This window comes from Candidatus Pantoea symbiotica, assembly GCF_056491525.1.
Genome location: NZ_JBSZHR010000002.1, coordinates 2,014,250 through 2,038,230, shown reverse-complemented (window position 1 = coordinate 2,038,230; position 23,981 = coordinate 2,014,250). Strand labels below are relative to the sequence as shown.

Sequence of the window (23,981 nt, the reverse complement as noted above, 5' to 3'; positions counted from 1 at the left end):
CGACGCCATCCATGCGTTTGTTTATTGCCGAAAAACCCAGCTTAGCGCGTGCGATTGCCGACGTGTTGCCGAAACCGCATCGACGCGGAGACGGCTATATTTCCTGCGGAAATGACCAGGTTGTGACCTGGTGTGTTGGGCACCTGCTCGAGCAGGCGCAGCCCGACAGTTACGACAGCCGCTATGCGCGCTGGAATCTGGCTGATTTACCAATTATTCCGGAAAAATGGCGCTTGCAGCCACGTCCTTCCGTGGCGAAGCAGTTAAAAGTGATTGAAGGCCTGCTGCAACAAGCCAGCTCGGTGGTGCATGCGGGTGACCCCGATCGTGAAGGTCAACTGCTGGTGGATGAGGTGCTGGATTACCTGCAACTCGCGCCAGAGAAACGCAAAACGGTGCAGCGCTGTTTGATTAACGATCTCAATCCCTCGGCGGTTGAGCGCGCGGTCGGCCGTTTGCGTGAGAACCGTGAATTCATTCCGCTGTGCGTGTCTGCGTTAGCGCGTGCACGTGCCGACTGGCTGTATGGCATCAATATGACGCGCGCTTTTACCTTGCTGGGGCGTAACGCGGGTTACGATGGTGTGCTGTCGGTTGGTCGCGTGCAGACGCCGGTGCTTGGCCTGGTGGTGCGTCGCGATGAAGAGATCGAAAACTTTATCCCGAAGGACTATTTCGAAGTTAAAGCGCACATCGTCACGCCAAAAGAGGAGCGTTTTGTCGCGACATGGGTACCAAGCGATGCTTGCGAGCCGTGGCAGGATGAAGAGGGACGATTGCTGCATCGTCCGCTGGCGGATCACGTACTTGAGCGCATTAACGGTAAGCCCGCGCTGGTCACCGGCTATAACGATAAACGTGAGTCCGATACCGCGCCGCTGCCATTCTCGCTTTCTGGCCTGCAGATAGAAGCCGGCAAACGCTTTGGCCTTAGCGCGCAGAACGTACTCGATTGTTGTCAGCGGTTGTACGAAACCCACAAGCTGATCACCTATCCGCGTTCCGACAGCCGCTATCTGCCCGATGAACACTTTGCCGGACGCCACGCGGTATTGAATGCCATTCAGGCGCATCAGCCCAATCTGACGCCGCCAGCAGACTTCAATCCCGATCAGAAGAACCGCTGTTGGGATGATAAAAAGGTCGATGCGCACCACGCCATCATTCCTACCGCGCGTGCCAGTAAGGTCAATCTGACCGAAAATGAAGCCAATATTTACGGCCTTATTGCGCGCCAATATCTGATGCAGTTTTGCCCGGATGCGGTGTTCCGCAAATGCGTGATTGACCTCGATATCGGCGGCGGTAAATTTATCGCCAAAGCGCGCTTTCTGGCCGAAGCCGGCTGGCGTGCGCTGCTTGGCAGCAAAGAGCGTGACGAGGAGAACGATGGCACGCCGCTGCCGGTGGTCGCCAAAGGCGATGAGCTGCTGTGCGAGCGCGGCGAAGTGCTGGCGAAGCAGACGCAGCCGCCACGTCCGTTTACCGATGCGACACTGTTATCTGCGATGACGGGCATCGCCCGCTTTGTGCAGGATAAAGAATTAAAGAAAGTGCTGCGTGCAACCGATGGTTTAGGTACGGAAGCGACGCGTGCAGGCATTATCGAATTGCTGTTCCGCCGCACTTTTCTGGTGAAAAAAGGCCGCTATATTCATTCGACGGATGCGGGCAGGGCGTTGATCCATGCGCTGCCAGAAATGGCCGCCCGGCCGGATATGACGGCGCAATGGGAATCAACGCTGACCCGCATCAGTGAGAAATCTTGTCGCTATGATGAGTTTATGCAGCCGCTGGTCAGCACCTTGATTGGGCTGATTGGTGAAGCACGCCAGCGACCGTCGTTACAGGCCTTTCGCGGATTGACTGCGCCTGGGGCCAATAAAAGAGCCAAACCAAAAACGGCTCGTCGCAAAACCAAGGAGACAGAGTGATGCGTTATGCAATGATGTTGCTGGGCGGATTATTGTTATGCAGCACCTCGGCGCTGGCCAACCGCCAGCCGGAAAATAATCGTACGGGTAATACCGATGTGGTGGTGGATCTGCCACCCGAAGTCTGGACGCAAGGGCAAAATAATCGTCAGAGCAACTGCATGCAGTGCTGTACCTATGAGAATCGCAGTTATTCTGAAGGTGCGGTGGTTAAAGCAGAAGGCGTGTTATTGCAGTGCGGCAGGGATGAGAAGGTATTAGGCACCAATCCGCTTATCTGGAAAATCATCAAATAAAAGCGCGTGGCGTATGACGCCACGCTGCTTCATTACAGCTTAAACGTCGACCAAACTGGGGCGTGATCCGACGGTTTTTCCATGCTGCGGATATCGTAATCAATGCCACTCTCAATACAGCGCGAGGCGAGCGGCTGGCTCGCCAGCAGCAGATCGATGCGCAGACCGCGATTGTCGTCAAAGCCTTTCGAGCGGTAATCAAACCATGAGAAACGATCGTTGGTTTCCGGGAACTTATCGCGCCAGGTGTCGACCAAACCCCACTGCAGCAAGCGATCCATCCACTCACGCTCTTCAGGCAGGAACGAGCACTTGCCGGTGCGCAGCCAGCGTTTACGATTATCTTCACCAATGCCGATATCAAAATCTGTGCTGCTGATGTTCATGTCACCCATGATCAACACCGGTTTATCCACGGCCAACTGCTGCTCAAGATAGCTTTGCAGATCGCGATAAAACTTCTCTTTCGCCGGGAACTTGGTGGGATGGTCGCGGCTTTCACCCTGCGGGAAATAACCGTTGATAACGGTGATATCGCCAATTGGACTCGGGATTTCCGCCATGATTATACGGCGCTGAGCATCTTCATCATCGCCGGGAAAACCGCGTGAGACGTTGACTGGCTCAGCTTTGGTTAGCAGCGCGACGCCGTAATGACCTTTCTGCCCGTGATAAAACACGTGATAACCCAGTTTGCTGACGTCTTCAAGCGGGAACATATCGTCATGCACTTTGGTTTCCTGCAAGCCGATGACATCAGGTTGATGCTGTTCAACCAGCGCGGCTAATTGATGAGGACGCGCACGCAAGCCGTTGATGTTGAAAGAGACAAATTTCATTTCGCTGCCATTTTTATCCGCAAAAGTATGGCGCGATGGTAACGAGTTTTTGGGCAAAAGTCATGGTGATAAGCGGGAGAAAACAGCGATTAAAGCAGAAGGGGAAAACATGTGATGGTGGTGGGAGAAGGATTCGAACCTTCGAAGTCTGTGACGGCAGATTTACAGTCTGCTCCCTTTGGCCGCTCGGGAATCCCACCGGGGATATTACGTATTGTGGCTTCAAGCAGAGACGATTCAGATGGTGGTGGGAGAAGGATTCGAACCTTCGAAGTCTGTGACGGCAGATTTACAGTCTGCTCCCTTTGGCCGCTCGGGAATCCCACCACTGGCCTGAATCATTGCGTCTTAAAGCGGGGCGCATCATAACAAATGCGCTCAGCCTGTAAAGCGCCGTCACTGAAAATAAAAACTGTTTGCCCACTTTTTACGCGTGGCGCTGAAGAGTTGTGCAGTTCAGCGCCGAAGTGGTTAAAGAATGATCGTGCGGTTGCCGTAAACGAACACGCGCTGGCCTAGCACTTTATACAGCGCGCGGCTCAACACATTCTTCTCAACGTCGCGTCCTGCACGCATCATCTCTTCTGCGGTGTAGCTGTGATCGACGTTGATCACGTCCTGCATGATGATTGGGCCTTCATCGAGGTTATCATTCACGTAGTGCGCGGTAGCGCCGATGATTTTCACGCCGCGCTCATAAGCCTGATGATAGGGACGCGCGCCAATGAACGCCGGCAAGAAGGAGTGGTGAATATTGATAATCTGATTTGGATAACGTTGCACGAAGGCGGGTGTCAACACGCGCATATATTTCGCCAGCACTACGTAATCAGGCTGATAGCGATCAATTTCGTCCGCCATGCGGTTATCGTGCTCTTCACGCGTGTGGCCTTCGTGGCTCACCAACACAAACGGAATATCAAAACGTTCCACCAATGAGCGCAGCGTTTCGTGGTTACCAATGACTGCCGCAATCTCCATATCCAGACCGCCAAATGCGCTTTTCATCAGCAGATCGCCAAGGCAATGCGCCTCTTTGGTCACCAGAATCACCACACGACGACGACCGGCACTTTGCAGTTCACGCACAGAACCCACTGGCAGCGCGCTATCGAGATCGGCCAGCAAGGTGTTGTCGTTGAAAATGCCTTCCAGCTCGGTGCGCATAAAAAAGCGTCCGGTACGGTGATCAACAAACTCATTGTTCTGCACAATGTTGAGTTCGTGCTTGTAGCAAATGTTGGTGATCTTGGCGATCAAACCTTTCGCATCAGGGCAAATGGTTCGTAAAACTTTTCGTTGGATGGTTTGCGCTTGCATCTCGATCAGAGTCCTGTCAAAGCGATGAATGGTAAAGCCGTTGTGAATACCCGTCATACTTTGCGCTGCAGCTGCGTTGGCTGCGCATGCTCACCCCAGTCACTTACTTTTGTAAGCTCCTGGGAATTCACATACTTGCCGCCTTGCTGCAACTCAAATTATTTAGGGTCTATCTGTCCAGATTAACCACAACATTTTTTGTATTTTTTATCGGCGCCACAAGGACAGCGATCGTTACGTCCCAACTCAGGCGTTGTTCCGTCGACATAGTACCAGCGTTGATCCTCGCGAAGAAAGCGCGAACATTCATAGATGGCTGAAGTGCGGCCTTTTTCGAGGTAACGCGCAAAAAACGTCACGAAGGCTTCATTCTCGTGGCTTCCATGATTACAACGAGTTACATTCAAGCCCAGCCATTCAGTACCACTAAAACTTTCGGATAATAACGTCTCGAGGTCAGCCACGCGTTTACTGGAGTGCCAGGTTTTTGCCAGCCACGCAGCATCTTTCACGACGTAGGCGGTATAGCGTGAGCGCATTAATTGCTCCGCGCTGGACGGGTTCGCTTGGCCATTCAGAAAGGGTTGGCAACATAGGCTATACTCCTTTCCGCTGCAGCAAGGGCACTTTTCAGACACGTCATCTCCTGGAAGTGATTAAAGTAAATTAAAGCGTGCGCTATGGTAGCCGACTGTCAGGCGTGATGCTACGTACCATGCCCATCATGAGGTGAGATGAGAAAAGTCAGAATCGGGCTGGCACTAGGTTCAGGTGCTGCCAAAGGTTGGTCGCACATCGGCGTGATCAATGCGCTGGAACGCGCTGGGATTGAAATCGATGTGGTGGCGGGTTGTTCTGTTGGCGCGTTGGTCGGTTCGGCTTACGTGAATGGACGGCTGGGCGTGATGGAAAAATGGGTGAGCGCATTCCGTTACTGGGACGTCATCCGACTGATGGATCTCTCGTGGCAGCGCGGCGGTCTACTGCGCGGCGATCGGGTGTTCAGTCATATCCGCCAGCTGATTCCTAACGATCTGATCGATGAGTGCGACAAGCCGTTTGGCGTGGTGGCAACCAATCTGAGTACCGGACGTGAAGTGTGGTTAACCGAGGGCGATTTGCATCAAGCTGTGCGTGCGTCCTGTAGTATGCCAGGCTTATTACCACCCATCGCTTACAATGGATATTGGTTGGTGGACGGTGCGGTGGTGAATCCTGTACCGATCTCATTAACCCGCGCATTAGGTGCTGACATCGTTATCGCCGTGGATTTACAGCATGACGCGCACCTGATGCAGCAAGATCTATTGTCAGTCACGCCGCAAAGCGGTGAAGAGGCGGCGGCAGTTGAAGCGCTGAGCTGGGGGAAAAAACTGCGTCAACGCCTGATTGGCCTGACGCAACGCCGTGCTAATCAAACGCCGGGTGCGATGGAGATTATGTCGACATCCATCCAGGTTCTGGAAAATCGCCTGAAACGTAACCGCATGGCGGGTGATCCGCCGGATGTGCTGATTCAGCCGTTTTGTCCACAAATTTCCACACTGGACTTCCATCGTGCAGAAGAAGCCATCGCGGCTGGCAAGGCCGCCGTTGAGAAAAAAATGGATGAACTATTACCGCTGGTCCGTGGCAGATAGTCAGGTTGTTCATTCACAGGTGTTGCTACTTCAGCCAATTCTGAAAGGCGCAACTGCATTTTATGAACCACTATTGAATTATCTGGTACGCAGGGGGAGAGAATGGAAAAACCGCTAATCGGCAAAAAGATACTCATTGTCGAAGATGAGGTCGTTTTCCGTTCATTGATAGACAATTTATTAACCAGCTTGGGCGCCAGTACGCTTGAGGCGGGAGATGGCGTTGATGGCTTAACATTGTTGTCGGCGCAGTCAGTGGATCTGGTTATTTGCGATCTTGAAATGCCGCGTATGGGCGGTATCCCGTTCGTTGAGCGTCTTCGCACGCGCGGCAACAATGTGCCCATTCTGATTATCTCCGCCACACAAAATATGGCGGATATCGCCCATGTGTTGCGTTTGGGCGTGCAGGATGTGCTGCTCAAACCGCTCAAAAATCTTGAACGTTTCCGTGAAGCGGTGTTTGAGTGCCTCTATCCCTCAATGTTTACCTCCAAAGTGGAGGAGGATGAGCAGCTATTTCAGGATTGGGATGCGCTGGTCAGCGATCCGCTGGCGGCCTCTAAATTACTTAAACAGCTTCAGCCGCCGGTACAGCAAACCATCGCCAATTGCCGAATCAATTACCGCCAGCTCACCATGGCGGAACAGCCGGGCTTAGTGCTGGATATCGCGGCGCTGTCTGATAACGATTTGGCATTCTATTGCCTTGATGTGACACGCGCTGGCGATAATGGCGTGTTAGCCGCGCTGTTACTGCGCGCGCTGTTTAATGGCTTGCTACAGGAGCAACTCTCCGGCCAGAAGCAGCGATTGCCTGAATTAAATGGGTTGCTACGGCAGGTCAACATGCTGTTACGGCAAGCCAATCTCAGCGGTCAGTTCCCGTTACTGGTGGGCTATTACCATCGCCAGTTGAAAAATCTGATCCTGGTTTCAGCAGGACTTAACGCTACATTGCATATCAATACTCATCAAATCCAACTCAGTAATGGTGTGCCACTTGGTACTATGGGCAGCACCCATCTCAATCAAATCAGTCAACGTGCCGACGCCTGGCAGTGCCATATTTGGGGTGCTGGGGGCAGGCTACGTTTGATGCTATCAGCTGAAGAATGACCAGTCGGATTTAAATTTTCCACGGGTTGAAGACAGGACCAGGGGCAAGCTTTACACTTGGGTAATAGTCCTAAATTCCGTGGATTAACTTCTTCCAGGATAAATCCACCTGATAGTAACTGATATACTCATTTCGTTTTTAAACCGACATATCAAGTATTAACTTGAACGGCCTATTAAGAGAGGTATTTTGATGTCTGCCTATAAGACTAAAGTTAAAAAAGCGGTAATCCCAGTTGCAGGCCTCGGCACGCGTATGCTGCCTGCGACCAAAGCTATTCCAAAAGAGATGTTACCGCTGGTCGATAAGCCGTTGATCCAGTATGTCGTGAATGAGTGCATTGCAGCAGGCATTAACGAGATTGTGCTGGTTACACACTCTTCTAAAAACGCCATCGAAAACCACTTTGATACCAGTTTTGAGCTGGAATCTATGCTGGAAAAACGTGTTAAGCGTCAGCTGCTGGATGAAATCCAGTCAATCTGCCCTCCACACGTCACCATCATGCAGGTTCGTCAGGGTATCGCGAAAGGTCTGGGCCACGCAGTAATGTGTGCACATCCGCTGATTGGTGATGAGCCATTCGCCGTAATCCTGCCCGACGTAATCATCGATGAATACGAATCTGACCCAACCAAAGACAACCTGGCAGAGATGCTGGCGCGCTACGAAGAGAGCGGCCGCAGCCAGATCATGGTTGAGCCAGTTGCGGATGTAACCGCTTACGGTGTGGTTGACTGCCAAGGTGCTGATCTCTCTGCAGGTCAGAGCGCGCCAATGGTTGGCGTGGTTGAGAAGCCTAAAGCTTCTGAAGCCCCATCAAACCTGGCCGTTGTTGGTCGTTATGTGCTGTCTGCTGAAATCTGGCCACTGCTGGCGAAAACGCCTCCAGGTGCAGGTGGCGAAGTTCAGCTGACTGACTCCATTGCGATGCTGATGGAAAAAGAGACCGTTGAAGCGTATCACCTGAACGGTGTTAGCCATGACTGCGGTAACAAACTGGGTTACATGCAAGCGTTTGTTGAGTACGGCGTTCGCCATCCAGTCCTGGGTAAAGATTTCACTCAGTGGCTTGAAGGCGCGGTAGGCAACAAAAAGTAACTCAATAAACACAGGATAATTCAATGAAAGTCACTGTATTTGGTATCGGCTATGTCGGTCTGGTTCAGGCTGCGGTGTTGGCCGAAGTCGGACATGACGTTCTCTGTATTGATGTCGACGCAAAGAAAGTCGAGAACTTAAAGAAAGGCAATATTCCGATCTTTGAACCGGGCCTGACGCCACTCGTTATGTCCAATTACGAGTCGGGTCGCCTGAAGTTCAGCACGAATGCGGAAGAGGGCGTTAATCATGGCGTGATGCAGTTTATCGCCGTGGGTACGCCACCGGATGAAGACGGTTCTGCCGATCTGAAATATGTGACAGCTGTTGCGCGCACAATCGCGCAGCACATGAACGATCACAAAGTTGTTATCGACAAATCAACTGTACCCGTAGGTACAGCGGATCGCGTTCGTGCGGTGATGACTGAAACTTTGCAAAAGCGTGATGTGAACATCACCTTTGACGTGGTTTCAAACCCGGAATTCCTCAAGGAAGGTGCAGCAGTTAATGACTGTATGCGTCCTGAGCGTATCGTTGTCGGTACCGATAATGATGAAGTGGTTGAGCTGCTACGCGAGCTGTATGAGCCGTTCAACCGCAATCATGATCGTATGATTTTGATGGATATCCGCAGTGCAGAGCTGACCAAATATGCGGCTAACTGCATGCTGGCAACCAAAATCAGCTTCATGAACGAGATCTCTAACCTGGCAGAACGTCTGGGAGCCGACGTTGAGAAGGTTCGCCAGGGTATCGGTTCAGATTCACGTATCGGTTATCACTTCATCTATCCAGGCTGCGGCTATGGCGGTTCTTGTTTCCCGAAAGACGTGCAGGCGCTGATTCGTACTGCTGAGTCAATTGGTTACACTCCGCGTCTGCTGCAGGCGGTAGAAGACGTTAACGATTCGCAGAAGAACAAGCTGCCAACCTTTATTAAGCGTCATTTTGGCGACGATCTGCGCGGCAAAACCTTTGCTTTGTGGGGATTGGCGTTCAAACCGAACACTGACGACATGCGTGAAGCCTCCAGCCGCGTGCTGATGGAAACACTGTGGGAAGCCGGTGCAACGGTTCAGGCGTTTGACCCAGAAGCGATGGACGAAGCGCAACGCGTTTATGGTCATCGTAACGATCTGAAGTTGATGGGTACTAAGGAAGCAGCGTTGCAGGGTGCTGATGGCTTGGTTATCTGTACTGAATGGCAAAACTTCCGTGCGCCAGACTTCGACGTCATCAAAAGTGCGTTAAAAGAACCCGTGATTTTTGATGGTCGTAACCTGTATGATCCAGAGCGTATCAGCAAGCGCGGTTTCACGTACTATGCAATCGGCCGCGGAGCATCAATTAAAATCGTAGAATAATGAGGGATGTATGAAGTTTCTGGTCACCGGCGCGGCAGGTTTTATTGGATTTCACGTCAGTCAGCGCTTGCTGGCCGCTGGTCACCAGGTTGTCGGTATCGATAACCTGAATGACTATTATGATGTCAGCCTTAAGCAGGCCCGTTTAGACCAGAACACACAACATTCTGATTTTATTTTCGTAAAAATGGACCTGGCGGATCGCCAGGCCATTTCTTCTTTATTCGCTGAGCATGCGTTTGAACGCGTTATTCATTTGGGCGCTCAGGCTGGCGTACGTTATTCGATCGAAAATCCCCATGCTTATGCCGAAGCAAATTTAATCGGTCATCTCAATATTCTTGAAGGCTGCCGCCATCATAAAATCGGCCACCTTTTGTATGCCTCATCCAGTTCAGTTTATGGCCTGAATCGCAAAATGCCTTTTTCAACGGACGATTCCGTTGACCATCCGGTTTCACTCTATGCGGCCACTAAAAAAGCTAACGAATTGATGTCGCATACCTATTCACATCTTTATCAATTGCCCACTACAGGATTACGCTTTTTCACCGTTTATGGTCCGTGGGGCCGTCCGGATATGGCGCTGTTCAAATTTACCCGCGCGATGTTAGCGGGTGAACAAATTGATGTTTATAACAACGGACAAATGACGCGTGACTTCACTTATATAGATGACATCGCAGAAGCGATCGTGCGTTTGCAGGATGTAATTCCTCAACCGGATGATAGCTGGACAGTTGAAGCTGGTTCTCCTGCAAGCAGTTCGGCACCTTATCGCGTTTACAACATCGGCAATAGCCAGCCGACCAGCTTAATGACCTATATTGAGTCGCTGGAAAAGGCATTGGGCATTGAAGCGAAGAAAAATATGCTGCCGATGCAACCCGGCGACGTGCTGGGTACCAGCGCTGATACACAACCTTTGTATCAGGCGATCAATTTCCGTCCTCAAACTAGCGTTGAGCAGGGTGTGCAGCATTTTGTTGATTGGTATCGCCGCTTCTATCAACAATAATTAAGCATGAAAAAAGGAAGCCATTGGCTTCCTTTTTCTTACCTGGTCAAAGTGAATTAGTGGTGAACTAATTACAATTCTGAGCGCTGGAATGATTACAGTAGGAAATCGTCCAGTTGTTTACCTTGTTCTTCAATTGCTTTTTTAATCACAGCAGGCGTGCGGCCCTGGCCAGTCCAGGTGCGGTTTTCACCGTTTTCATCAACGTAAGAATATTTAGCGGGGCGCGCAGCACGCTTGGCTTTACCCGGAACTTTTGTTTCAGATAATGCCTGCAATAGCTCATTTGGGTCGATACCATCGGCAATTAGCATCTCGCGATATTGTTCAAGCTTGCGTGTGCGCTCTGCATTTTCCGCTTGTGCATGAGTATCATCTTCACGACGCTCATTGACCACAACTTCGAGTTTTTCCAGCATCTCTTCCAATGTTTCCAGAGAGCATTCCCGAGCCTGTGCGCGCAATGTACGGATATTATTAAGAATTTTAAGTGCTTCGCTCATTGTCCTAATCTCAAAATATAATAAATGGAGGTTGTTCTGCCGACTCATAATAGTGGTGCGAAAAAATAACTGCAATAGTCGGATTTAAAAGCAAAACGTAAAAATAAAAAAGGAGTGTGATTTTATAACGCTATTCAGAATATATTTACTTATCTGGCAATCTTTTTTAACTGGCTTTGTAGGCTGAACGCTTAGCCCACGCTAATCCTGACGCTTCGGCTTTAATTAAAACGAATAAAATATCGGCTTAATCGCTACTTTGTCAAAACGTGCTCTCTTTTTTGGGCGCTGTGATATCCATCTTGATGGTGATGTTAATTTGAGCAAATGATAAAAATAATGCATCGCTACAGGTATACAGCTTTATGGTAAACTGCGGCGCAACAGATATAGGCTACGATGAGATTTTCTAATGGCTCAACTTTATTTTTATTACTCTGCGATGAATGCGGGTAAATCAACGGCTTTGCTGCAATCTTCTTATAATTACCACGAGCGCGGGATGCGATCGCTGGTTTATACCGCCGAGATCGATAACCGCTTTGGTGCAGGCAAAGTCAGTTCACGCATCGGTCTTTCGTCTCCTGCATTTTTATATAACGATGAGACGAAGCTTGATGAAGAAATAGCGGCAGAGCATGCCAAGCAACCCGTGCATTGTGTGTTGGTCGATGAAAGCCAGTTCCTGACGCGCGAGCAGGTGAAAGCGTTATCTGATGTTGTCGACAATCTGGATATTCCAGTGCTTTGCTATGGCTTGCGCACGGATTTCCGTGGAGAGCTGTTTGTGGGTAGCCAATATTTACTGGCATGGGCGGATAAGTTGGTTGAGCTTAAAACCATCTGTCATTGTGGCAGAAAAGCCAGCATGGTCCTTCGTCTCGATGCAAAGGGTAAGCCTTTTAGCGAAGGCGAGCAGGTAGTGATTGGTGGCAATGAGCGCTATATATCGGTTTGCCGTAAACACTATAAACAAGCGATTGATGAAGGTTCCCTTCAGGCGATTTACGGCTCACAATCGCCGCAGATTTAACTGCTCAGCAAGCCATAAAAAAACCCGCCGAAGCGGGTTTTTTGTTTAAAGCGCTTTACGCTTTCTTCATTTTCTTATCAACTTTTACTTCGGCTTTAACTTCTTCAGCTTTCTCATTCAGTGACTCAGAGAATTCACGGCCGTAGAAGGTATCCAGCATGATTTGTTTTAACTCAGCAATCAGCGGATAGCGTGGGTTCGCACCGGTACATTGGTCATCGAATGCATCCTCAGCCAGCTTGTCAACTTTCGCAAGGAAGTCCGCCTCTTGCACACCCGCTTCGCGGATAGAGGTTGGGATGCCCAACTGCGTTTTCATCTCTTCAAGCCAGGCGAGCAGTTTTTCAATTTTCTGCGCGGTACGGTCGCCAGCAGCGGAAAGTCCCAGATGGTCGGCGATCTCAGCATAACGACGACGTGCTTGTGGACGATCGTACTGGCTGAAAGCCGTCTGCTTGGTCGGGTTGTCATTGGCGTTGTAGCGAATGACGTTTGAAATTAGCAGGGCGTTTGCCAGACCGTGAGGAATGTGGAACTCAGAACCCAGTTTATGCGCCATTGAGTGACATACACCCAGGAAGGCGTTAGCAAACGCAATCCCCGCGATAGTCGCCGCATTGTGAACACGTTCGCGAGCAACTGGATTTTTCGCGCCATCGCGATAGCTGGCAGGCAAGTTTTCCTTCAGCAGTTTCAGTGCTTGCAAAGCCTGGCCGTCAGAATACTCGTTCGCTAATACGGAAACGTAGGCTTCAAGTGAGTGCGTTACCGCATCCAGACCACCGAAGGCGCAGAGTGAACGCGGCATATCCATCACCAGGTTGGCGTCAACAATCGCCATGTCTGGTGTCAGAGCATAATCCGCTAATGGGTATTTCTGGCCGGTTGCATCGTCCGTCACCACGGCAAATGGTGTGACTTCAGAACCGGTACCGGAAGTGGTCGTGATGGCAACCATGCGCGCTTTGACGCCCATTTTCGGGAACTTATAGATGCGTTTACGGATGTCCATAAAGCGCAGGGCCAGCTCTTCGAAATGCGTTTCAGGATGTTCGTACATCACCCACATGATTTTTGCTGCATCCATCGGTGAACCACCGCCGAGTGCGATAATCACATCAGGTTTAAAGCTGTTCATCTGCTCTGCACCTTTACGAACAATGCTCAGCGTTGGGTCAGCTTCAACTTCGAAGAAGACTTCGGTTTCGATACCGTGTGATTTCAGTACGCGAGTCACCTGGTCGGCATAGCCGTTATTGAACAAGAAGCGGTCGGTAACGATAAAGGCGCGTTTTGCACCATCAGTTGCCACTTCTTCCAGAGCAATTGGCAGTGAGCCGCGACGGAAGTAAATAGACTTCGGAAGTTTATGCCACAACATATTCTCAGCTCGCTTGGCCACGGTTTTCTTGTTAATGAGATGTTTTGGTCCCACGTTTTCAGAAATGGAGTTACCGCCCCATGAACCACAGCCCAGCGTCAGTGACGGAGCCAGCTTGAAGTTGTACAGGTCACCGATACCGCCTTGTGACGCCGGCGTATTAATCAGAATACGCGCGGTCTTCATTTTGTCGCCGAAGTAGTGCACGCGTTCGATTTGGTTATCCTGGTCGGTATACAGGCATGAGGTGTGGCCGATACCGCCCATCGTTACCAGTTTCTCAGCTTTATCGACCGCGTCGTGGTAATCCTTCGCGCGGTACATCGCTAAAGTTGGAGAGAGTTTTTCATGTGCGAAAGGCTCAGACTCATCAACCAGTTTCACTTCACCAATCAGAATCTTGGTAGTTGCAGGCACGCTAATCCCCGCCAATTCGGCAATCTTCGTCGCTGGCTGGCCTACAATCGCCGCATTCAACGCGCCATTCTTCAGAATGATATCCTGAATGGCTTTCAGCTCTTTACCTTGCAGCAGGTAGCCACCGTGGCTGGCAAAACGCTCACGAACCGCGTCATAAGCCGAATCAACCACAATCACGGATTGTTCAGAAGCACAAATCACACCGTTATCGAAGGTTTTCGACATCAGGATAGACGCGACGGCGCGTTTGATATCCGCAGTTTCATCAATCACGACTGGCGTGTTACCCGCACCCACACCAATCGCGGGTTTTCCGGAACTGTATGCGGCTTTCACCATGCCCGGACCGCCGGTTGCAAGGATCAAGTTGATATCGGGGTGATGCATTAACTGATTAGAAAGCTCGACAGAAGGGGTATCGATCCAGCCGATAATATCTTTTGGTGCACCCGCCGCAATCGCTGCCTGCAGCACAATGTCTGCGGCTTTATTAGTTGCATCTTTCGCACGTGGATGTGGCGAGAAGATAATGCCGTTACGGGTTTTCAGGCTAATCAGCGCTTTGAAAATAGCCGTAGAAGTTGGGTTGGTGGTTGGAACGATGCCGCAGATCAGGCCAATCGGTTCAGCAATGGTAATGGTGCCGAAGGTGTCATCGGTGGCGAGGATACCGCAGGTTTTTTCATCTTTGTAAGCGTTGTAGATGTATTCAGAAGCAAAGTGGTTCTTGATCACTTTATCTTCAACAATACCCATGCCTGATTCGGCAACAGCCAGTTTGGCGAGAGGAATTCGTGCGTCTGCAGCAGCAAGTGCGGCAGCGCGGAAGATGGCATCAACTTGTTCCTGACTGAAATTAGCGTACTCACGCTGTGCCTTTTTTACACGCTCAACCAGTGCATTAAGTTCGGCAACATTAGTAACGGCCATAGTGCTCTCCTGAAGGAAGTTAAACTCTTTTAGTAAACAAGCCTGAATCCAGAAGTATAGTCACGCTATGCTTATATTTTGGTCAGGTTGGCGACTGTTTTGCCTTTGCTTACTAAAAGGGTTTCCTGGTCAAGATGCTTAAGCGTCAGGAAGTTGTTTCGACGGGGTAAGATTACCCCTGATGAGGTAGGTAAATTTTGATACAGATCAATCCTGCTCCAAGCTGACACCTTTCAGCACTAACTTTTGCAAGTAAAGTTAGCGTGATGTGCCACATCTGCGGTACCTGCTGGCTTCATTGCGATAACCCAACGTTAACAGTAGTTGAAAGAACTGACTTAAAGCTTTGCCGGCAGCATAAATTTCTGTTGGCGCCTCTGGTTTTCCGCCCGGCTTATGCACTACATTAAGCGCGTTTTTCTACTCAGACTTTACCGGAGCCCACTTTGAACCCCGTGCTACTTGATCTATCCGGCTACATTAAGTTTTTTGTCGGTTTGTTTGCCCTGGTAAATCCGGTAGGTATCATCCCGGTCTTTATCAGCATGACCAGCTATCAGGCTGTGGTTGAGCGCAACAAAACCAACCTCACCGCGAACCTGGCCGTCGCCATTATCCTGTGGACGTCACTTTTCTTAGGTGATGGCATCCTGCATCTGTTTGGTATTTCGATAGATTCGTTCCGTATTGCCGGCGGGATTCTGGTCGTCACCATCGCGATGTCGATGATCAGCGGAAAACTGGGTGAGGATAAGCAGAACAAGCAGGAGAAGTCAGAGAGCGCCATTCGTGAAAGTATCGGCGTGGTACCGCTGGCGTTACCGTTGATGGCCGGTCCCGGCGCAATCAGTTCAACCATCGTCTGGAGTACGCGTTATCACAGCTGGCAGAACTTAATTGGCTTTAGTATCGCGATTGCGATTTTCGCGTTTTGCTGTTGGCTACTGTTTCGCGCAGCACCATTAATGGTGCGAGTACTTGGCCAAACCGGGATCAACGTTATCACTCGTATCATGGGATTGTTGTTAATGGCATTGGGCATAGAATTTATTGTCACCGGCATGAAATCAATCTTCCCAGGATTACTCAATTAATAGCCCTTAATTTTTAATCTTAACCAGCAACGCGATCCACAATGGTGCAACGTTAAACTTAATTGCACCATTTTGGTAATTTCATTCATCCTTCTTAACGCATTAACCTCCGCATCACTTTTACTACTAATCCTGATAAAAGTCTCCAGCAGTTCACATTAAACTGTGATAATTATCACAGATAAATACTCTGTATAATTCTTTCTTGTTAGCATTACGGGAAAGTCATTGGCGCGGTGATGAAATCATTATGTTGTGAAACGATGATTTCTCAGTTGTATTCGTAAAAACTATAACTTAATAACAATAATGAATAAACTTTATGCGATAACGATATTATATTGATGTTAATCAGTGTCTTAATTGATATTTCATCCCAATAATTAACACTTTTCCTACTTGGCTGAACGTGATAAAAGAGAATCTGCTAACATTTTTGCAGTTTAGCTTTGGCGTGCGGGCATCGGTTCTGATAATTTTCGGCACATCACAAATTTTTTATCTGATAGCGACAAATGTGTACGCTTCTTGCTTACAGGCTATCAGGCTTATGATTAAGGTTGATATTTGTTGATGAAATGCATGGTAGCGAAAACGGCCGTACGTTCAGTGCTTGCCTTATGTCTCACAGGCGCAATGGCCTCAAGCCAGGCAGCACAAATTCCCGCAGGCACTGAATTATCCGAATTACAGCGAATCGTAATTAATAATGGCAGCGAAGTGGCAACGCTCGATCCGCAGAAAGGGGAAGGCGTGCCGGAATCCAATGTCATGCGTAATTTGCTGGAAGGTCTGGTTGAAACCGATAATAACGGTCAACTCGTCCCCGGTGTCGCTAAGCAATGGAAAAGCGAAGAGGGGCGCATCTGGACTTTCACGCTGCGTGACGATGCGCGCTGGAGTAACGGCCAGCCCGTTACCGCCCAGGATTTCGTCTACAGTTGGCAGCGCCTGGCCGATCCCAAAACGGCCTCGCCTTACGCCAGCTATTTACAGGCGGCCCATGTCGCCAACGTTGATGCCATCTTGTCTGGCAAAGCCGCGCCAGCTGAACTTGGCGTTAAAGCCCTCGACGATCGTCATCTACAAGTCACCCTTTCTGAACCCGTTCCCTATTTTGTTGCCATGCTGGCCCACAGCGCGATGAAACCGGTCTATCGGCCGGCGATAGAGCAGTGGGGCGAGCAGTGGACGCAGCCGCAACACTATGTTGGCAATGGCGCTTTTACGCTGTCGGACTGGGTGGTGAATGAAAAAATTGTGGTGAAACGCAATCCGCAGTATTGGGATAATGCACACACGGCGATTGAAGAAGGCGTGTTCTTACCGCTCTCTTCAGAGAACAGTGATATCAACCGCTATCGCAGCGGTGGCACGGATATGACCAACAGCGCGGTGCCGCCAGAGCTGTTTAAAAAGTTACAGCAGGATCTGGGCGATGAGGTCAAAATCAGTCCGCTGCTGTGCACCTTCTACTACGAAATCAACAACAAAAAAGCGCCGTTCGATGATGCCCGAGTACGCGCCGCCCTGAAGTTAACCCTTGATCGCGACATCATTGCGCAGAAGATCATGGGCCAGGGGCAAATTCCTGCGTACGGATTGACGCCGCCGTTTACCCACGGCATCACGCTTTCCCCACCGGCCTGGGCGCAACAAACGCAGTCCGAGCGTAATGCCAGCGCCAAACAGTTATTAGCAGATGCCGGCTTTAATCAACAAAACCCGCTGCGTTTTACGCTGCTGTACAACACCTCCGAACAGAACAAAAGACAGGCGATTGCTGCGGCCTCAATGTGGCAAAAAAATCTCGGTGCGGTGGTGACATTACAGAATCAGGAGTGGAAAACGCTGCTGGAGACGCGTCACCAGGCGCAGTACGACGTGGTACGCGCGACATGGTGCGCAGATTACAACGAGCCCTCAACCTTCCTGAATATGCTGTTGAGCGGTTCATCAATTAATACCGCGTTTTACCAAAGTCCGGCGTTTGACCAGTTAATGAAGCAAACATTAACCACTTCAGATGAAGCAAAGCGCGCCGCTCTTTATCAGCAAGCGGAAGCGCAACTCGATAAAGACTCGCCGATCGTACCTGTCTACTACCGCGTTAGCGTGCGGTTGGTCAAACCGTGGGTGGGCGGTTTTACCGGTAAGGATCCGCAGGACATGCTGGCGTTGAAATACTATTACATAAAGAAACATTGAGTAATGGGCCGATCCGGCGCTACAGTCGGGCGGCACTTTACCGTGGTAAACCCTGAAGGGTGATTAGGGTCTTCGTTCAGACACGCGAATATCACCTGGAAACGGGGTACGCCGGGCGTTAAATCGACCCGGTAAAGATAATAAAACTGGAGCGTAATAATGAACAACATCACAAAAAAAAGCCTGATTGCAGCGGGCGTATTAGCAGCAATCGGCGCGCTGGCAGGGAATGCCGCGCTGGCAGCAACAGTGCCAGCAGGCGTTGAATTGGCAGCAAAACAGGAACTGGTTCGCGGTAACGGCGATGAAGTACAGTCGCTGGATCCACACAAGATTGAAGGTGTTCCGGAAGACAACATTGCGCGTGACCTGTATGAGGGTTTGATCACCAGCGACAGCGATGGCAAACCAGTTCCGGGCGTGGCGGAAAGCTGGGAAAACAAAGATTTCAAAGTCTGGACTTTCCACCTGCGCAAGAACGCCAAATGGTCCAACGGTGAACCAGTCACCGCACAAGATTTCGTTTACAGCTGGCAGCGCCTGGTCGATCCGAAAACGGCATCGCCTTATGCCAGCTATCCGCAATACGGCCACATCGTCAATGTTGACGACATCATCGCCGGTAAAAAGCCGACATCCGAGCTGGGTGTAAAAGCCATCGACGATCACACGCTGGAAGTGACGCTGAGCGAGCCCGTACCTTACTTCTATAAGCTGCTGATCAACTCAGTAATGTCTCCGGTTTATAAACCTGCTATCGACAAATTCGGCGATCAGTGGACCCAACCGCAGAACTGGGTGGGTAACGGCGCATTCAAACTTGAATCACACGTGATCAACGAACGCGTAACGCTGGTGCGTAACACGCAGTATTGGGATAACGAGCATACCGTTCTGAACAAAGTTACCTTCCTGCCAATTAACTCCGAAGTCAGCGACGTTAACCGTTACTTCTCTGAGAACGGCAGCGATATCACTTACAACAACATGCCAATCGAGCTGTTCAAAAAACTGCAGCGTGATAACGGCAAAGAGTTGATGGTGAAGCCATATCTGTGCACCTATTACTACGAAATCAATAACCAGAAAGCACCATTCACCGATCCACGCGTCCGTACCGCGCTGAAACTCGGTTTGGATCGCGACATCATGGTAAACAAGGTTCTGGCACAAGGTCAGCAACCGGCTTACAGCTTCACCCCGCCAGCCACCGATGGCATGGAACTGCTGCCGCCGGATTGGTTCAAGTGGGATCAGAACAAGCGTAACGAAGAAGCGAAAAAGCTGCTGGCTGAAGCGGGTTACACTGCGGATAAACCGCTGACCTTCAATCTGCTGTACAACACCTCCGATCTGCACAAGAAACTGGCGATCGCTGCCTCTTCTATCTGGAAGAAAAACATCGGCGTTAACATCAAGCTTGAGAACCAGGAGTGGAAAACCTTCCTGGATACGCGTCATCAGGGCAACTTTGATGTCTCTCGCGCGGCATGGTGTGCGGATTACAACGAACCGACTTCATTCCTGAACATCATGCTGTCTGACAGCAGCAGTAACACCTCGCACTACAAGAGCGCTGACTTCGATAAAGTTATCCACGATGCGGTTAAAGCCACAGACGATAAAGCGCGCGTAGCGGATTATCAGAAAGCTGAGCAGATTCTGGATAAAGACAGCACCATCGTGCCGGTTTACTACTACGTCAATGCGCGTCTGGTGAAACCTTACGTGGGCGGTTACACCGGCAACGATCCGCTGGATAAAACCGTCGATAAAAACCTGTATATCATTAAACATTAATAGCACTCAGGCTATCGATAGTGGCGGTGCTGCGGCACCGCCTTTTTACTTTGTGAAGCAACAGCCTGGTAGGTACGGCAATGTTAAAATTCATCCTGCGTCGGCTCCTTGAAGCCATCCCGACGCTGTTTATCCTCATCACCATCTCATTCTTTATGATGCGACTGGCACCCGGCAGTCCATTTACCGGCGAACGTGTTCTGTCGCCGGAAGTGATGGCGAATATCGAAGCGAAGTACCATCTCAACGATCCGATTGGCAAACAGTACCTGAGCTATCTGGTGCAGTTGGCACATGGTGACTTTGGTCCCTCGTTTAAATACAAAGATTACTCGGTCAATTATCTGGTCGGCCACGCCTTCCCGGTATCAGCCAAACTCGGTCTTGCGGCATTCTTCCTCGCCGTGGTGCTAGGCGTAACGGCTGGCGTGATCGCCGCCCTGAAGCAGAACAGTTTGTGGGATTATGCCGTGATGGGGGTCGCGATGACCGGCGTGGTGATCCCCAGCTTTGTCGTAGCACCGTTACTGGTGCTGGTATTTGCGATTACCTTACGCTGGCTGCCAGGCGGCGGCTGGAACGGCGGCCAATGGAATTACATGTTGCTGCCGATGGTGGCGCTCTCGCTGGCCTATATCGCCAGCATCGCGCGTATTACCCGTGGTTCGATGATTGAAGTGATGCACTCAAACTTCATCCGCACGGCGCGCGCCAAAGGCCTGCCGTTGCGCCGTATCGTGCTGCGTCACGCGCTGAAGCCCGCTATGTTACCGGTGCTTTCCTATATGGGACCGGCGTTTGTCGGCATCATCACCGGTTCCATGGTGATTGAATCCATCTATGGTTTGCCGGGCATCGGCCAGTTGTTCGTCAACGGGGCATTGAACCGTGACTACTCGCTGGTGATGAGCCTGACCATTCTGGTTGGCGTGCTGACCATTCTGTTTAACGCGATCGTTGATGTGCTGTACGCCGTGATCGATCCGAAAATCCGTTACTGATTGTGGAGCTCGCCCATGATGTTAAGTAAGAAAAACAGCGAAGCTCTGGATGCCTTCAGTGAAAAACTGGAAGTCGAAGGGCGCAGCCTCTGGCAGGATGCGCGTCGCCGCTTTATTCACAACCGCGCCGCCTTTATAAGCCTGCTGGTGCTGCTGGTGATCACGCTGTTCGTGGTGTTCGCCCCGATGTTGTCGCAATTTAAATATGACGATACCGACTGGGCGATGATGTCTGCCGCGCCGGATACCGTTTCCGGTCACTGGTTTGGCACTGATTCGTCTGGCCGTGACCTGCTGGTGCGCGTTGCGATTGGTGGCCGTATCTCGCTGATGGTGGGCATTGCCTCCGCGCTGATCGCGGTGCTGGTGGGCACGCTGTATGGCTCACTGGCGGGTTATCTGGGCGGAAAAATCGACTCGGTGATGATGCGTATTCTGGAGATCCTCAACTCCTTCCCATTCATGTTCTTCGTCATCCTGCTGGTGACCTTCTTTGGTCGCAATATCCTGCTGATCTTTGTGGCGATCGGCATGGTGTCGTGGCTGGACATGGCGCGTATCGTGCGCGGGCAGACCCTGGGCCTGAAGCGCAAAGAGTTCATCGAAGCGGCTCAGGTCGGCGGTGTCAGCACCTTCAAAATCGTATTGCGCCACATTGTGCCGAACGTGTTGGGCGTGGTGGTGGTGTATGCCTCGCTGCTGGTGCCAAGCATGATTCTGTTCGAATCTTTCCTCAGCTTCCTTGGCCTCGGCACGCAGGAACCACTGAGCAGTTGGGGCGCGTTGCTGAGTGATGGCGCCAACTCGATGGAGGTGTCGCCGTGGTTGCTGATGTTCCCGGCCGGTTTCCTCGTGGTCACGCTGTTCTGTTTTAACTTTATCGGCGATGGCTTGCGTGATGCCCTCGACCCGAAAGATCGTTAAGGAGTTTCCCGATGACCATTCATGAATTTCAGCCAGCCATGGCTGCACGTGCGGGAAACAATAACCTGCTGCTGGATGTAAAAGATCTGCGCGTCACCTTCAGCACCCACGATGGCGATGTCACCGCTGTGAACGACCTCAACTTTTCACTGCATGCGGGTGAAACGCTGGGCATTGTTGGCGAATCCGGCTCCGGGAAATCGCAAACCGCGTTTGCCTTGATGGGGTTGCTGGCGAAAAATGGGCGCATTGGCGGATCAGCAAAATTCAACGGCGCAGAGATTCTCAATCTGCCAGAAAACAAACTGAACAAACTGCGTGCTGAGCAGATCGCGATGATCTTCCAGGACCCGATGACGTCGCTGAATCCGTATATGCGCGTTGGCGAGCAGTTAATGGAAGTGCTGAAGCTGCATAAAGGCATGAACAGCGCCCAGGCGTTTGAAGAGTCGGTACGCATGCTGGACGCCGTGAAAATGCCGGAAGCGCGTAAGCGCATGAAGATGTTCCCACATGAATTCTCTGGCGGCATGCGCCAGCGTGTGATGATTGCGATGGCGCTGCTGTGCCGGCCGAAGCTGCTGATTGCCGATGAGCCGACCACAGCGCTTGACGTCACCGTGCAGGCGCAAATCATGACGCTGCTGAATGAGCTAAAGCGCGAATTCAATACCGCGATTGTGATGATTACCCACGACCTCGGCGTGGTAGCGGGTATTTGTGACAAAGTGCTGGTGATGTACGCCGGCCGTACCATGGAATATGGCCGTGCACGCGATGTGTTTTATCATCCAGCACATCCGTACTCGATTGGCTTGCTGAGTGCGGTGCCGCGACTGGACGCTGAAGAGGGCGAGTCGCTGACCACTATTCCAGGCAACCCACCAAACCTGCTGCGCCTGCCGCAAGGCTGTCCGTTCCAGCCTCGCTGCGCTTACGCCATGGACATTTGCGCCAAGGCACCGCCGCTGGAGCCTTTTGCTGAAGGGCGCTTGCGTGCCTGCTTCAAGCCGGTGGAGGAATTAGTATGAGCACCGTAGTCGAAGAGAAAAAAGTCCTGCTGGAGATCGCCGACCTTAAGGTGCATTTCGAGATTAAGGATGGCAAACAGTGGTTCTGGCAGCCACCGCACACGCTCAAAGCGGTCGACGGCGTCAGCCTGCGTTTGTACGAAGGTGAAACGCTGGGTGTTGTCGGTGAATCAGGCTGCGGTAAATCGACGCTGGCCCGCGCCATCATCGGCCTGGTGAAAGCCACGGAAGGGCGCGTCGCCTGGTTAGGACGCGATTTGCTGGGGCAAAGTCAGGAGCAGTGGCGTCAGGCGCGCAGCGATATCCAGATGATCTTTCAGGATCCGCTGGCATCGCTTAATCCGCGCATGACCATAGGCGACATCATTGCCGAGCCGCTGCGCACCTATTACCCGAAGATGCCGCGTCAGGAAGTGAAGGATAAGGTCAAAAGCATGATGATGAAGGTTGGGTTGCTACCTAACCTCATCAACCGCTATCCGCATGAGTTCTCGGGCGGTCAGTGTCAGCGTATTGGTATTGCGCGTGCGCTAATCCTTGAACCTAAACTGATTATCTGTGATGAGCCGGTATCGGCGCTCGACGTGTCGATTCAGGCGCAGGTCGTTAATCTTTTGCAGAAATTGCAGCGAGAAATGGGCTTGTCACTGATCTTTATCGCGCACGATTTGGCGGTGGTAAAACACATCTCCGATCGCGTGCTGGTGATGTATCTCGGTCATGCGGTCGAGCTGGGTACTTACGATGCGGTGTATAACAATCCGCAGCATCCTTACACCCGCGCGCTGATGTCTGCGGTGCCAATTCCCGATCCGGATCTGGAGAAGAACAAGGAAATCCAACTGCTGGAAGGGGAGCTGCCATCACCGATCAATCCACCATCAGGTTGCGTGTTCCGCACGCGTTGCCCGATTGCCGGACCAGAGTGCGCGAAAACCCGGCCGCTGCTGGAAGGCAGTTTCCGACATGCGGTGTCTTGTCTGAAAGTTGATCCGCTGTAAATGAAAACGCCGGGCGATTG

General features: G+C 51.1%; 20 protein-coding genes and 2 tRNA genes. 15 read left to right on the top strand and 7 right to left on the bottom strand.

What is annotated here, in order from left to right:
- Positions 1-11: 11 nt before the first annotated feature.
- Both ACXIZX_RS10055 and ACXIZX_RS10050 read left to right on the top strand, forming a co-directional pair.
- The gene (locus ACXIZX_RS10055; protein WP_479404083.1) at positions 12-1,934 is read left to right on the top strand and encodes a DNA topoisomerase III; all 1,923 of its coding nucleotides are present in this window, start codon (positions 12-14) and stop codon (positions 1,932-1,934) included.
- On the top strand, positions 1,934-2,230 hold the full coding sequence (locus ACXIZX_RS10050) for a YnjH family protein (RefSeq protein WP_008110345.1): 297 nt from the start codon (positions 1,934-1,936) through the stop codon (positions 2,228-2,230). The genes ACXIZX_RS10055 and ACXIZX_RS10050 overlap by 1 nt, the downstream gene beginning before the upstream one ends.
- A gap of 32 nt (positions 2,231-2,262) precedes the next feature.
- On the opposite strand, the gene xthA is transcribed toward ACXIZX_RS10050, so the two are convergent.
- From xthA to ACXIZX_RS10025, 5 genes are all read right to left on the bottom strand, one after another.
- A complete protein-coding gene (xthA, locus tag ACXIZX_RS10045) occupies positions 2,263-3,069 on the bottom strand; it encodes an exodeoxyribonuclease III (protein ID WP_008110344.1) in 807 nt (268 codons plus the stop codon).
- 115 nt (positions 3,070-3,184) lie between these two features.
- Positions 3,185-3,269, bottom strand: a tRNA-Tyr gene (locus ACXIZX_RS10040).
- 42 nt (positions 3,270-3,311) lie between these two features.
- A tRNA-Tyr gene (locus tag ACXIZX_RS10035) sits at positions 3,312-3,396 on the bottom strand.
- 144 nt (positions 3,397-3,540) lie between these two features.
- Complete coding sequence (purU, locus tag ACXIZX_RS10030) at positions 3,541-4,389, bottom strand: formyltetrahydrofolate deformylase (protein ID WP_036648946.1); 849 nt, start codon at positions 4,387-4,389, stop codon at positions 3,541-3,543.
- Positions 4,390-4,571: 182 nt separating this feature from the next.
- Entirely contained in the window at positions 4,572-5,027 is a 456-nt protein-coding gene (locus ACXIZX_RS10025) for a YchJ family metal-binding protein (RefSeq protein WP_179450671.1), read from the bottom strand.
- A 96-nt stretch (positions 5,028-5,123) separates the two neighbouring features.
- Here ACXIZX_RS10025 and rssA point away from each other — a divergent pair, with 96 nt between their 5' ends.
- The 5 genes from rssA to ACXIZX_RS10000 all read left to right on the top strand — a co-directional run bounded on the left by rssA (position 5,124) and on the right by ACXIZX_RS10000 (position 10,635).
- Positions 5,124-6,029 carry a patatin-like phospholipase RssA gene (rssA, locus tag ACXIZX_RS10020; RefSeq protein ID WP_008106599.1) on the top strand — a complete coding sequence of 302 codons (906 nt, stop codon included), beginning with the start codon at positions 5,124-5,126 and terminating at the stop codon, positions 6,027-6,029.
- A gap of 102 nt (positions 6,030-6,131) precedes the next feature.
- Positions 6,132-7,148: a two-component system response regulator RssB gene (gene rssB / locus ACXIZX_RS10015; RefSeq protein WP_061718765.1), complete on the top strand. Its 1,017-nt coding sequence runs from the start codon at positions 6,132-6,134 to the stop codon at positions 7,146-7,148.
- A gap of 193 nt (positions 7,149-7,341) precedes the next feature.
- A complete protein-coding gene (galU, locus tag ACXIZX_RS10010; protein ID WP_008106595.1) occupies positions 7,342-8,250 on the top strand; it encodes a UTP--glucose-1-phosphate uridylyltransferase GalU in 909 nt (302 codons plus the stop codon).
- 23 nt (positions 8,251-8,273) lie between these two features.
- The gene (locus ACXIZX_RS10005) at positions 8,274-9,617 is read left to right on the top strand and encodes a UDP-glucose dehydrogenase family protein (protein WP_479404082.1); all 1,344 of its coding nucleotides are present in this window, start codon (positions 8,274-8,276) and stop codon (positions 9,615-9,617) included.
- Positions 9,618-9,627: 10 nt separating this feature from the next.
- Complete coding sequence (locus ACXIZX_RS10000; protein ID WP_154156331.1) at positions 9,628-10,635, top strand: NAD-dependent epimerase; 1,008 nt, start codon at positions 9,628-9,630, stop codon at positions 10,633-10,635.
- A gap of 95 nt (positions 10,636-10,730) precedes the next feature.
- Here the strand turns inward: ACXIZX_RS10000 and hns are convergent, their stop codons facing one another.
- On the bottom strand, positions 10,731-11,138 hold the full coding sequence (gene hns, locus ACXIZX_RS09995; RefSeq protein ID WP_008106589.1) for a histone-like nucleoid-structuring protein H-NS: 408 nt from the start codon (positions 11,136-11,138) through the stop codon (positions 10,731-10,733).
- Between the two features lie 412 nt (positions 11,139-11,550).
- Here hns and tdk point away from each other — a divergent pair, with 412 nt between their 5' ends.
- Entirely contained in the window at positions 11,551-12,171 is a 621-nt protein-coding gene (gene tdk / locus ACXIZX_RS09990; protein WP_061718768.1) for a thymidine kinase, read from the top strand.
- Positions 12,172-12,226: 55 nt separating this feature from the next.
- Here tdk and adhE read toward each other — a convergent pair whose 3' ends face one another.
- The gene (adhE, locus tag ACXIZX_RS09985) at positions 12,227-14,902 is read right to left on the bottom strand and encodes a bifunctional acetaldehyde-CoA/alcohol dehydrogenase (RefSeq protein WP_179450679.1); all 2,676 of its coding nucleotides are present in this window, start codon (positions 14,900-14,902) and stop codon (positions 12,227-12,229) included.
- Between the two features lie 446 nt (positions 14,903-15,348).
- Between adhE and ACXIZX_RS09980 the strand changes: the two genes are divergently transcribed.
- The 7 genes from ACXIZX_RS09980 (at position 15,349) to oppF (ending at position 23,961) form a co-directional block, all read left to right on the top strand.
- Positions 15,349-15,996 (top strand): YchE family NAAT transporter, encoded by a 648-nt coding sequence (locus ACXIZX_RS09980; RefSeq protein ID WP_008106584.1) that lies wholly within the window; start codon positions 15,349-15,351, stop codon positions 15,994-15,996.
- Between the two features lie 573 nt (positions 15,997-16,569).
- Positions 16,570-18,204, top strand: a complete 1,635-nt coding sequence (locus tag ACXIZX_RS09975; protein ID WP_179450681.1) for an ABC transporter substrate-binding protein — start codon at positions 16,570-16,572, stop codon at positions 18,202-18,204.
- A 159-nt stretch (positions 18,205-18,363) separates the two neighbouring features.
- On the top strand, positions 18,364-20,004 hold the full coding sequence (gene oppA, locus ACXIZX_RS09970; RefSeq protein WP_008106580.1) for an oligopeptide ABC transporter substrate-binding protein OppA: 1,641 nt from the start codon (positions 18,364-18,366) through the stop codon (positions 20,002-20,004).
- An 80-nt stretch (positions 20,005-20,084) separates the two neighbouring features.
- Entirely contained in the window at positions 20,085-21,005 is a 921-nt protein-coding gene (gene oppB / locus ACXIZX_RS09965; protein ID WP_007892378.1) for an oligopeptide ABC transporter permease OppB, read from the top strand.
- A 15-nt stretch (positions 21,006-21,020) separates the two neighbouring features.
- Positions 21,021-21,929 carry an oligopeptide ABC transporter permease OppC gene (gene oppC / locus ACXIZX_RS09960; protein ID WP_008106577.1) on the top strand — a complete coding sequence of 303 codons (909 nt, stop codon included), beginning with the start codon at positions 21,021-21,023 and terminating at the stop codon, positions 21,927-21,929.
- A gap of 11 nt (positions 21,930-21,940) precedes the next feature.
- A complete protein-coding gene (gene oppD, locus ACXIZX_RS09955; protein ID WP_061718771.1) occupies positions 21,941-22,960 on the top strand; it encodes an ABC transporter ATP-binding protein in 1,020 nt (339 codons plus the stop codon).
- Complete coding sequence (oppF, locus tag ACXIZX_RS09950) at positions 22,957-23,961, top strand: murein tripeptide/oligopeptide ABC transporter ATP binding protein OppF (protein ID WP_154156320.1); 1,005 nt, start codon at positions 22,957-22,959, stop codon at positions 23,959-23,961. The genes oppD and oppF overlap by 4 nt, the downstream gene beginning before the upstream one ends.
- Positions 23,962-23,981 lie beyond the last annotated feature (20 nt).